The sequence below is a fragment of the Paenibacillus soyae genome (genome assembly GCF_024623455.1).
Classification (GTDB): domain Bacteria; phylum Bacillota; class Bacilli; order Paenibacillales; family Paenibacillaceae; genus Pristimantibacillus; species Pristimantibacillus soyae.
Window position 1 is genome coordinate 1 of record NZ_JANIPJ010000008.1, and the last position, 11,872, is coordinate 11,872.

The 11,872-nt window shown below is 44.6% G+C and carries 7 protein-coding genes; all 7 read left to right on the forward strand.

Features of this window, described 5'->3' with window-relative positions:
* The coding region (locus NQZ67_RS12515; RefSeq protein ID WP_257445950.1) for a sulfatase/phosphatase domain-containing protein at positions 1-413 on the forward strand (413 nt) is incomplete at its 5' end.
* Positions 414-454: 41 nt separating this feature from the next.
* Complete coding sequence (locus tag NQZ67_RS12520; RefSeq protein WP_257445952.1) at positions 455-1,708, forward strand: hypothetical protein; 1,254 nt, start codon at positions 455-457, stop codon at positions 1,706-1,708.
* 202 nt (positions 1,709-1,910) lie between these two features.
* Entirely contained in the window at positions 1,911-3,542 is a 1,632-nt protein-coding gene (locus NQZ67_RS12525) for an extracellular solute-binding protein (RefSeq protein ID WP_257445955.1), read from the forward strand.
* A gap of 183 nt (positions 3,543-3,725) precedes the next feature.
* The gene (locus tag NQZ67_RS12530) at positions 3,726-5,354 is read left to right on the forward strand and encodes an extracellular solute-binding protein (RefSeq protein WP_257445958.1); all 1,629 of its coding nucleotides are present in this window, start codon (positions 3,726-3,728) and stop codon (positions 5,352-5,354) included.
* A gap of 42 nt (positions 5,355-5,396) precedes the next feature.
* On the forward strand, positions 5,397-6,983 hold the full coding sequence (locus NQZ67_RS12535) for a sulfatase family protein (RefSeq protein WP_257445960.1): 1,587 nt from the start codon (positions 5,397-5,399) through the stop codon (positions 6,981-6,983).
* Between the two features lie 61 nt (positions 6,984-7,044).
* Positions 7,045-9,303 carry a GH39 family glycosyl hydrolase gene (locus tag NQZ67_RS12540; RefSeq protein WP_257445962.1) on the forward strand — a complete coding sequence of 753 codons (2,259 nt, stop codon included), beginning with the start codon at positions 7,045-7,047 and terminating at the stop codon, positions 9,301-9,303.
* A gap of 133 nt (positions 9,304-9,436) precedes the next feature.
* Positions 9,437-11,797: a helix-turn-helix domain-containing protein gene (locus tag NQZ67_RS12545; protein WP_257445963.1), complete on the forward strand. Its 2,361-nt coding sequence runs from the start codon at positions 9,437-9,439 to the stop codon at positions 11,795-11,797.
* Positions 11,798-11,872: the final 75 nt, after the last annotated feature.

Sequence of the window (11,872 nt, forward strand, 5' to 3'; positions counted from 1 at the left end):
CTGAGGGCAAGCAGCAGAGAGAATTAACGATGGGTCAATATAACCGGAATGAATTCGGTGTATATATGGCCGTTACGGAACGATACAAATATATCTACTCAGCGCCGGACAATAAGGAATGGTTGTTCGACTTGCAGGTTGATCCGGAAGAAACGCACAACTTCTTTAACAATCCTCTGTACAAGGATCAAGCGGAACGAATGAAACGCCAGTTGCTTGAGCAACTGAGAGCGGATCAATGCACGACGATGATTGACGGGGATGATTGGAAACGTTATGAGCCGCAGCAGCTCCCGCCAGAGCGTGACGCACTCTTGCTGCTCCAGGATCCGCCTGCAAGCATTCCTTGTATTCCTGGATATGAAAGAAAATTCGAGGTTAATCAAAACGATTTGTTTCGGATCAAATTTTAACAGGTGTCAGTGACTTTGCAGCGTGAAATGAGGAGAGAACCATGGACAAGACAGTATTAACAATCGAGGGCGAACAGTTTGTTATTAATGGAAGAAAAACATATTCGGAGATTGAAGGCAGTCCTTCTCATGTTCATGGCTTATTAATGAATGCGAGATTTGTTCAAGGTATATTCGATGACAAGCAAGACCCCAATCGATTCCATCGTTTTGGACGCAGGTTCGATCCGGATCAGAATACGAATGATCTTATTGCAGCATTGCCTGAATGGTATCGGGCAGGACTTCGAGCATTTACCGTTTGTTTTCAGGGCGGGGGTCCATGCTTTACCTTACAGAATTCAACGATCGATAATAATCCATTCTCCGAGGACGGCACTAGCATTGATCCGGCTTACGCGGATCGAATGGACCGTCTGATCAGAGCGGCTGATGAATGGGGCATGGTCGTTATTGTCAGCTACTTCTATACTGGGCAGACCGGACGACTGAAGGATGGCAAAGTGGTGTTGAATGCTGTTAGGGCAGCATCTCGCTTCTTGAAGGAAGGCGCTTATACCAATGTCATCATTGAAGTTTGCAATGAGCATAATATTGCGCGTGACCATCCATTGATTGCATCGAGCGAGGGAATGATCGCCTTGATGGAGATCGCCCGTTCGGAATCCGGGGGGATGCCTATAGGCTGCAGCGGCCTGGGAAGATATATTAATGAAGAGGTTTGCAAGGAAAGTGACGTTATACTCATTCACGGCAACTGGCTAACCCGTCAACACTTTTATAATCATATTCAGCAAGTGAAGGCATGGGCACCCGGAAAGCCGGTTGTATGCAACGAGGATTCGCCGGACATCAGTAAGATGGATGTGGCTTTTCGCACCTATACATCCTGGGGGTATTACAATAATATTACGAAACAGGAAGTACCTGCCGATTGGACGATTACACCTGGTGAGGATCAGTTTTTTGCTGAGCGTATGGCAGCAGAATTAGGTATTGACAGGCCTCCAATTCCAGAGGATGAACAGTTTTATCTACAAGGCTTTGAGGCGGATATGTCCTATGAAGGAAAACGTTGGATTCGGTTAGCGAGCTTGTATCCTGAGAAAATCAATTATGTGGACTTCTACCGAAATGGGGAGCTGTATTTCACAAGCTATGATAGTGTCCATGCTGTGAATCATAAGAAAAACTGGGAGATGGGCGCAGTAGAAATGAGCTCTGAGAAGGAGGAGTGGAGAGCAGTTGTCCATCTGCATGATGGAAGGATTATAGAGAAATTAGCCAAGCTATGATTGGATACGAATACGCTGCATGAAAGGAGTATTAGGCTTCTCTCATGCGGTATTCGGGGCTCTATTCTGTGTGTCTGAGCGATGTGCATGATTGGAGTATGGGCTGAAAACCAGTTATTTCGAAATAGCGTCATAAAGGGTTATAGTGAAAGCGTTACCTGCTGAACTTCTTGTGGAAAAAACGAAAGGGGAGTGTTACAACATGAAGAAAAAGATGTTGGTATTAGTGGTAGCTGTCTCAATGATGATGAGCATGATTGCTGCCTGTTCGACCAAGGAATCCGAAGAGAACAACTCCGAGAATGCTGCAGTTCCTCAAAACTTTAATGCGACCGGTTTCCCTGTTGTGAATGAGAAAGTGACGCTTAAGTTAATGGGAGCGAAGGCGGCCAATCAGGGTCCTTGGGATCAGATGATGTTTTTCGAGGAAATGGAAAGGTTAACAAACATTCATTTTGAGTTCGATACTCCGGACAACAAGGTGTTTCAAGAAAAGAAAAATTTGACCTTTGCCAGCGATAACTTGCCTGATGTATTTTTTGCGGGCTCTCTGACAACCTTTGATCAGATCAATTATGGTAAACAGGGTCTCCTTATACCTCTTGAAGATTTGATTGACCAGTATGCACCGAATTTCAAAGCATTGATGGATAAAAATCCTGCCATCCGTCGAGCCATTACAGCACCAGACGGTCATATCTATGCGTTGCCTCAAGTCTCAGATATCATTCGTGATATGATGTTCTTCCGAACCTATCTGAACGCAGAGTGGATGGAAGCGCTGGGCAATCCGCAGGTTGCGCAAACGACGGACGAGCTATTAGAGCTGTTAAAGCGTTTCCGTGACGAAGATCCGAACAAGAACGGGAAGCAGGATGAGCTTCCGTTATCCTTCCTTAATGTGAAGAATGATTCCTTGAATATTCCTAGAACGTATATCATGCCTGCCTTTGGTGTGCTTGAGGATAGACCGAATCAATCCCGCTTGCAGGTGTCCGGAGACAAGGTTAGTGCCGTATTCATGTCTGAGGGCTACAAAGAATTCTTGAAGTATATGAAGACCTTGCATGATGAGAAGCTTCTTGACCCAGAGATATTCACTCACACGGATCAGCAGCTGAAGGCCAAAGGGCAAGAGGGCTTGATCGGAATGACCATGCACGCTGCGCCGTTCTCCGTATTCAAGGTTGAAAAGCCTGAGGATAATGAAAAATATCCATTAGTGATGCCGTTAACGAGTGCTATGAACAGTGAGAAGCTGTTCACCCCGCGTCCTAATATTACAATCGGCACCTTTGCTATTACCAAAAATAATCCACATCCAGAAGCAACGATGAGATGGGTAGACTACTTGTATACGACAGAGGGCTTTATGCTAGGCAATCAAGGAATTGAAGGCGAGGCCTGGAAGTGGAAGGACGATAATAAAAACGAGTGGGAAAGAATTACGCCAGAGGGTATGAACAAGGAGGAGTTCCGCGCTCAGAACACACCTGATATTGGCTCAACGATCCCGCTTCTGAAAAGCATGGAGCTTAATTATAAACAAAATGACTTGGTCAACAATATTCTCAATAAGCAGGCGGATGAATTGTCGCAATACGCCAAAGAAGCTATGCCTCTGTTGTTCCTGTCGGAGGAAGAGGAGAGCCGGGCAAATATTCTGAAAAACGATCTGATGAACTACATCGCACAAATGGAAGCAAAGTTTGTACTTGGCAAAGAGAGCTTTGATAACTGGGATGCTTATGTGTCTACGCTTAAGAAAATGAATGTAGATGAATATGTGGAGATCTATCAGAAGGCGTATGATCGCTGGATAGCTACGAACTAAGGCTGTAATGTACGGCTGTCCTGCAAGTTAACCATGGAATATAGTAAAAAATAATGCTGGGAAGCTCCACTTTTGTTGCTGCTGTTGTCGGCTGCAATAAAAGTGGAGTTCAACCACCTGTTGTGTAAGCGCTTAATTTAGTGAGTTATTATCCATTTCGAGACAAGGGGGCGTTCATTGCATATGAAAAAGATGACGATCGTACTATCTATTCTAATCTTGTTTAGTATGTTGTCCGCATGCTCAACCGACAGCACTCCGCAACAGAGTGACAACAGCAAAGCGATACAAAATTTCAATGCTTCTGCTTATCCAATTGTAAACGAGAAGATAACCTTGAAGCTCATGGGATCAAAGTCGCCCCTGCAAGGCCCATGGGATCAGATGATGTTTTTTGAAGAAATGGAACGAATGACGAATATTCATTTTGAGTTTGAGACACCTGATGATAGTGCATATCAAGAAAAGAAAAACTTAACATTTGCGAGCGGAAATTTGCCGGATGTATTTTTTGGTGGGAAGTTATCCTCCTTTGACCAGTTCAACTATGGCAAACAGGGTTTGCTTATTCCTCTTGAGGATTTAATTGATAAGTATGCGCCTCATCTCAAGGCTTTACTTGACAAGGATCCTTCTATACGTAAAGCAATTACAGCGCCGGACGGTCATATCTACGCATTACCTCAAGTTTCGAATATTTCCCGGGATATTATGTCTCTTCGAACGTATCTGAACGCGGAGTGGATGGAGGCGCTGGGGAATCCGAAGCTTCCAGAAACAACAGATGAGCTATTGGAGCTGCTTAAGCGTTTTCGAGATGAAGATCCGAATAGGAATGGGAAGAAGGATGAGCTTCCTTTGAGTTTTAACAATGTTAAAGGCGATTCTTTGCATGATGCCAGAGCCTACCTGATGCCGGCATTTGGCCTGCTGGAGGATCGTTATAACCAATCGCGTTTGCAGGTTGAGGGAGATAAGGTCAGCGCGGTATTTTTGTCGGATTCCTACAGACAGTTCCTTACATATATGAATAAATTGCATGCCGAAAATCTTCTTGATGCCGAAATATTCACACATACCGATCAGCAGCTGAAGGCAAAAGGACAGGAAGATCGGATTGGCATGACGTTTCAAGCTGCGCCTTTTTTAATTTACAACGTTGATGTTGCAAATGTGGAAGCCAATGCTAAATACCCCTTGGTGCTGCCGTTAACAAGTCCAATAAATGATAAAAAGCTGTTTAGCCCGAATCCCCATATTGTAACAGGAACCTTTGCTATTACCCAAAAGAACAAATACCCTGAGGCAACCATACGGTGGGTCGATTATTTGTACACCTCAGAGGGTTTCATGCTCGGCAATCAAGGAATTGAGGGCGAAGCTTGGAAATGGAGAGATGAGAGTAAAACCGTATGGGACCGTCTTGTTCCGGAAGGTATGAAAGCAAATGAATTTCGTGCAAAAAACACACCGGATGTAGGTACGCCAATTCCACTTCTAAAAAGCAAGGAGTTGAACGATAAGCAGTCGGATGTACTTGCTGCGATTCTAAATGAACAGGCGGAAAAACTTACAGCCTTCGCTAAATCCCCGATGCCATTGCTCTTTCTAACAGAAGAAGAGGAGAACAGGATCAATATTCTGAAAAATGATCTGCTGATTTACATCTCTCAGATGGAAGCAAAGTTTGTTCTAGGTAAAGAAAAGCTTGAAAATTGGGATGAATACTTAGCGACCTTGAAGAAACTGAATGTAGACGAGTATGTCGAGATATATCAGAGGGCATACGACCGCTGGAAAAAAGCTGAATAATCACATTTAAAAATATAATTTCTACGTATGGAGTGAAGTGAAATGAACCAAAAATCATTAAATATCCTGTGGATTTCGTTAGAAGATACGAGTCCAAGGTTTGGCTGTTACGGAGATGCGGTTGCCCGAACGCCTCATATCGATCAGCTCTCAAGGGAGGGCTGCCGCTATCCTAATACGTTTGCTACTGCCGGCGTTTGTGCGCCCAGCCGTTGTGCGGTTATTACGGGGATGTATTCCACCTATATAGGCGGACAGCATATGCGGACCACTCATACGAACCAGGATACCCCTGAATTACCTACGCCTTATGAAATTGTTCCGCCTTCTTATGTCAAAGTATTCTCGGAATACTTAAGGGCACAGGGCTATTATTGTACGAACAATCTAAAAACCGATTATCAGTTTAAACCTCCTGTTACGGCATGGGATGAATGTGGACCAGATGGACATTGGCGAAATCGCGGAGCCAACCAGCCTTTTTTTGCGGTGTTTAATACGACCGTCACGCATGAGAGCAAGATGTGGCCTCAGGAAACGGAAGAAATTAAGACGAATCCGGATGAAGTCGTGCTTCCGCCATATTTGCCGGATACCCCGCTTGTACGTAAAGCTATAGCTCGGCATTATGACAATCTATCATTAGCAGACGACTACGTTGGTACTCTGTTGCAGCAGCTTGAAGAGGATGGCCTATCAGAGAATACGATAGTCATGTTATGGAGCGATCACGGCGAAGGGCTTCCCAGAGCAAAGCGGTGGACATATGATGCGGGCATTCGGGTACCGCTTATCGTTCGCTGGCCGGGTCAAATCCAACCGGGGACTGTCAATGAACGACTAGTGAGCTTGATCGATTTGGCCCCGACTGTATTAGAGCTTGCTAACCTCCAGATACCTGCTCACTTGCAAGGAAAGAGCTTTCTCCATGAGGGCGAAGAAAGAGGATACATTTATGCTACACGCGATCGTTACGATGAATCCTATGATATGGTGAGAGCGGTTCGTGATAAGCAATACAAATATATTCGGAACTATTATCCTAACCAGTCTTATCAGCTATGGATTCCGTTTCTGAATCAGCATCCGATCCAGAGAGAACTGTGGCGATTGCATGAGGAAGGGAAGCTGGAGGGCTTGGCTGCACAGTTTGTTGGGAATGGCAGACCTGCCGAAGAGCTGTACGACTGTGAAGCTGATCCCTACGAGCAGCACAATCTGGCCGGCAAGCCGGAGTATTCAGAGGTGCTTCGACGTATGAGAGAGGCCTTGGAGCAATGGAGAATGAAATACGATCGTCTTGGCGAGGTGCCAGAGACGGAAATGGTCGCACAGATGTGGCCCTCCGGCAAGCAGCCGCAAACTGCCAAACCGCGATTTGTAACTGTGGATGGAGGGATATGCGCTTCAGAGCTTATTGAGAGTGGAACAGTTAGTCGGCCGGCACTTGTTCAAATCCATTGCAGCACGCAAGGAGCATCTATTGCCTATAAGCTCGATGACAATTCACCTCAGTGGAGCTTGTATACAGGCGCCATTCGAATACCCGAAGACGTTGTACAGCTTCGTGCAAAAGCTATTCGTATAGGCTATCAGGAGAGTATAGAGACGGTGTTGGCATTTGAGTAGCCTTAAAAGAGATACAGCAGCCTAAAACGTTTGATCTTAAAATAAAGGATGGTGTTATAGCTTGAAGATATTAAGATTAGCAGTTGCGGGATGGCTAGTGGCAGCGATTCTATTAACCGGCGCAGGTTTACAGCCGATAGGAGCAGCCTCGGAGGAAGAAGCATCGGCTTACACCGGGATTAAGAAGGATTTGGGCACACTCATTCCGTTTTGGAGATATCATCCAGCGCTGGGTGAGCACTTGGGCGCACCTCTCAGAGCTTTTAAGACATTTGCAAGTGATGAAGACGTGACGTTCCAATACAACAATCGTCCGTATGAGAAAGAAGCGATTTTTGGAGATCATATAAATATCGTACGTTTCTTGGGAGGCTGGAGTCCGACTGGCAGAAATTATTATGGTACCAATCTTGGTGTAGAAGGTGTAGCTCAATATGATCTCGCATACCGCGATGAAGAAGGCAACATTCAGTACAGATTTGGAGAGGGAGTATCTGATGATCAGAATTATGTGAAAATTAGACTGGACCCCTACATCCAACATGGTTATACAAGACCTCGCATCGTGATTGACAATATACCTTATGCGTTCCCTGAGGTTCCGAGTGTAAGTGTCTATGGACAGAATGCGCCCCCAAGAGATTTGCAGGAGTGGGAGGACTTCATTGAAGCGTTGTGTCGTGAGTTGGTTCGGTTGTATGGCTATGACCTAGTGAATACATGGTCGTTCAGGGTGGCAACAGAAGGCAATGATCACAAGAGATTTACGGGAAGTATGGAGCAATTTCTTGCATACTATGAGGCTACGGAAAAAGGAATTACCAAAGTGCTTCCAGGAGCGGGGTTCGGCGCATACAACGGTTTTGGAGAGTTTGGGGAACACCTATCTACTGTTGCTTCTTATGCAAAGGAAAACGGTCTCAAATTCGATTGGATCGCAGCCTCCACCTATTCGGGCGGCGTTAACAAAGATCCTGATCTGGAAGCAGAAAAATTAAAAAATACGGTTCAAATGGTGAGGCAGCATGCTGCCGATGGGGAGCAATTACCCTTTGAGATCCACGAATACGGCTGGTTCTGGAGCAATGAATTTGGACTTCCGACCAGAGAGCAAGGCGCAAGAGGGGCAGCTGGAAATTTCCACTTCCTAATGAATCTGTTGGATGTAGGACTCAAGCAAATCTATCATTGGAATACGACCGAGGATGTATGGATCGACGATAACAATTATACCTTCCTTTCATCGCTTTTTTGGTTGTTTAGTATCTTAAATTACGCTGAAGGTGCGCATACTTATGAACTCCACACTCGCATTCCCGAGTCTACTGACATAGTCAATCAGAAATACAAGGCCGTTGGTTTCTTCGGTGCCAACAGCGGTATGGATATGCTTATGGTCTCTTCCTTTAATATGAAAAGAACGAATAAGGTAACGGGAGATGTGACCGTCTACATTCCGAAATCGATTGCTCCGAACTTGTCTGATCAGTCCAATATAACCTATACGCTCCTATCAGATGAAACAGATGTGTATCATCGGCTCAAGACGGACTTTGGGAATGCTGGGACACTTCAGTTGAAAACGCAAAAGCCGGGTGTCATATCCGATCCTGCAACAATGGGGGGCAGCACTCCAGAAGCCAATGATGTAATTGTCAATAATTACGAGACATATGAAGGCATGATGAAGGATTCCTTAACTCTCAAAGAGTATGAGGGAACACTTATTGATAAAGGGGATCATTACGAGCTTACAGTGAATACAACGTCCGACTCTGTCCTGGTACTTTCTTTTGAGGCTGTTGACCGTACACCGCCAGTCATTCAATTGTCTGTTTCGCCGAACGAAATCGTGCTCAACTCTGAAATTTTATACGTCGATGTGTCAGATGCAGACAGTGGCGTTGCTTCTGTCTCAATGACAATAGATGAAGCAGAATTTCCATATAACGAAAACCTTCCATTGTGGGATCTGCCTCTTGGTGAACACGTATTGAAGGTAACCGCAATCGATGAAGCGGGGAATCCGTCCATTCATACCCTGTCCTTTCAGCTAACAACCGATATAAATACGTTAATGAATCATGTTGAACGCGAAGTCGATCAAGGTCATATCGCAGTCCATATGAAGAACAGTCTACTCGTTAAGCTGAGATTCGCTCAAACGGTATACTCACGGGGTCATAAGCAAACAGTTTCACACCTGCTGAATTCATTTGTTAATCAAGTAGCTGCTCAATCTGGAAAAACGATTGAGACTATCGTAGCACAACGTTTAACGAGAGATGCAATGTATATCCATGAGAGGTTAAATAAGTAGTCAAATGAGATGCAAACTGTTACTTAAATCGTACTGCACGACTGGCCCGCTTCATTCATTGATTGCGGGCTTTTCTTCTAGTTCGTTTCTAGGCCATGAGAATTGAATGATCCTCTTGAGGAGAGAGTGCTGAATGAGAAGAAAACGCATCCAAAGCGTGACTATAACCTGGTTTCTTTCCTATGTCATCGTACTATTATTGCCGATGGTCATCAGTGTATTCGTATATCAGGAATATTCGAGGTCCTTAAAGAATGAAACAAGAATGGCCTATTCTTCTTTGTTGATGCAGCTGCAAGAGGCTGTCGACAATGATTTGGAAAGTATGAAGCGTTTGAGCCATCAGATCGCTTGGGATCAGAACATTCAGAACCTATTGAGATACACGAATCAAGATGTCTCGCAAGGGGGCTTCAGCTATGATTTGTTTTTGCTTGCCCAAAACTTATCACAATACAAGTCCACTTATGTAGATATCGACCAGTTCTATATTTATCTCTCAACCCCCTATCCGACGGTGGTGTTTCCCGGGGTTGTGAATGAACCGTTAATGGCTTATCAATTTGTTCATATGAATGAGACGTACTCCTATGAAGCATGGATTGGAAGCATGCAAGATAAAGTAAATCAGGGCTTAATTTCCATGCCGAGATTAGGAGATAAACCGGCAATTGCTTTCGTGCAAAGCTTTGAGAGTGCCCGCACTAGAGGGCCAGCCGGTATGAGTGTTGTGATGATTGATCAAGCACGAATTTTGTCAGTCATTCACAAGGTTCAGTTATTCAACGAAGGCAAAGTATTCATTGTTAATCCGAACAATGAACTATTGGTTTCCAGTGATGAAGCTTCCGAGGAGCTGCTGGAGGTACTGAAGCTAGAGCAACTATCATCTCCATCAGGCTATGTCAGCTTCGAGTCGGAAGGGCAGAGGTTTGAGGTCATCTACCTTCAGTCACCAGCTACTCAAACCAAATTCATTTCCATTGTACCGAGTCAAGTATTGTGGGAAAAAGCAGAAAAGGTACGAAGCTTAACTTATTTGAGTCTGCTGGCAAGTATATTAGTCGGGGTTATCCTGTCTTTGCTGCTCTTGCGGAAAAATTACGGACCCATTCGTCGCCTACTCCACAAGGTAACGGAGAAAGCAGGGGGCTCCGCTCTTCAACGCGAAGGGAATGAATTTGCTTATATTGAACATTCATTGAATCAGACGTATCTGAAGATGGACGAAATGTTGGTCGATATGAAGCAGAATCATCACGTGCTTCGTTCCTATTTCATCTCCAGATTGCTCAAGGGCAAGCTGGACTCCAGGCTGCAGATGGAGGATACCGCAGCGGCTCATGATATTAGCTTCATAAGTGAAGAGTTTGCGGTCATGCTGCTGCTTGTGGAGGACGCCGATGACTTCTACCAAAGAGTCGAATGGCTGAAGCCAACCGAGCAGCAGCAGATGCTTCAATTTATTATATCCAATGTCGTGGAGGAATTGGCCAAGCAAAAGCATAAGGGATTCGTGGTCGAAATAGACGATGTATTCGCATGCCTGATCAATCTCCATTCGTCCGAAGTCGAGCACAATATGAACGATCTGATGCAATTAGCACAGGAGGCGCAAAGCTTCTTGCATCAGTCGTACCAGATTAACTTGACAATATCGATCAGCACAATTCATAGCTCGTTGACTGGTATTCATCAAGCTTACCTGCATGCACTAGATGCAATGGAGTATAAGCTGGTGATGGGGAGAAGGGAAATCATACGGTATGACAAGATTCGATATGAACCGCGGGCGAATCAGAATAGGACCTATTATTATCCACTTGTGATTGAGCAGAAGCTTATCAACGCGGTAAAAACAGGCAATAAGGAGCTGGCTGTTCAATCGTTAGTTGACATTATAGAACAGAACTTCACCCATCACATTCAATCGCTTCCTATCGTTAAATGTCTAATGTTTGACCTTGCCAGCACCTTGTTGAAAACAATGAATGAGACTGACTTCGTTGAAGAGCTAGAAGGGAACACAGCAAGTATCATTGAACAATTAATGCACAGTCAGACCGTTCAGGATATGCAGGAACAGCTCATAATATGGGTGAGTAAGGTTTGCGAGTATACATTTGAGAAGCGTGAAAGCCAAATTACCGAGAGCCGGCAGCGTGCAGTCCAGGATCTTGTTCATGATGTAATGAGTTACATTGAAGCAAATGTGAGCGATGCCAATCTGAATGTAGCTATGATTGGTGAGCTCGTACAGATGAGTCCGACTTACGTATCAAAGCTGTTCAAGCAGCATACAGGGGACGGATTACTTGAATATCTGAACAAATATCGTGTTCAGCAAGCCAAAAAACTGATCGAGGACCAACAGATGGGCATTAAAGAAGTTGCGGAGAAGGTTGGCTATACAGAAGCGAACACTTTTATACGCATCTTTAAAAAATATGAGGGGATTACTCCGGGAAAGTATAGGGATTTCTTAATGAGGTGAAGCAGTCATAAGCCATTCTCTTCCCTAATTGTTCAGTTGGAAAATTGTAAGTGACATTTGAGGAATTGTCGATAT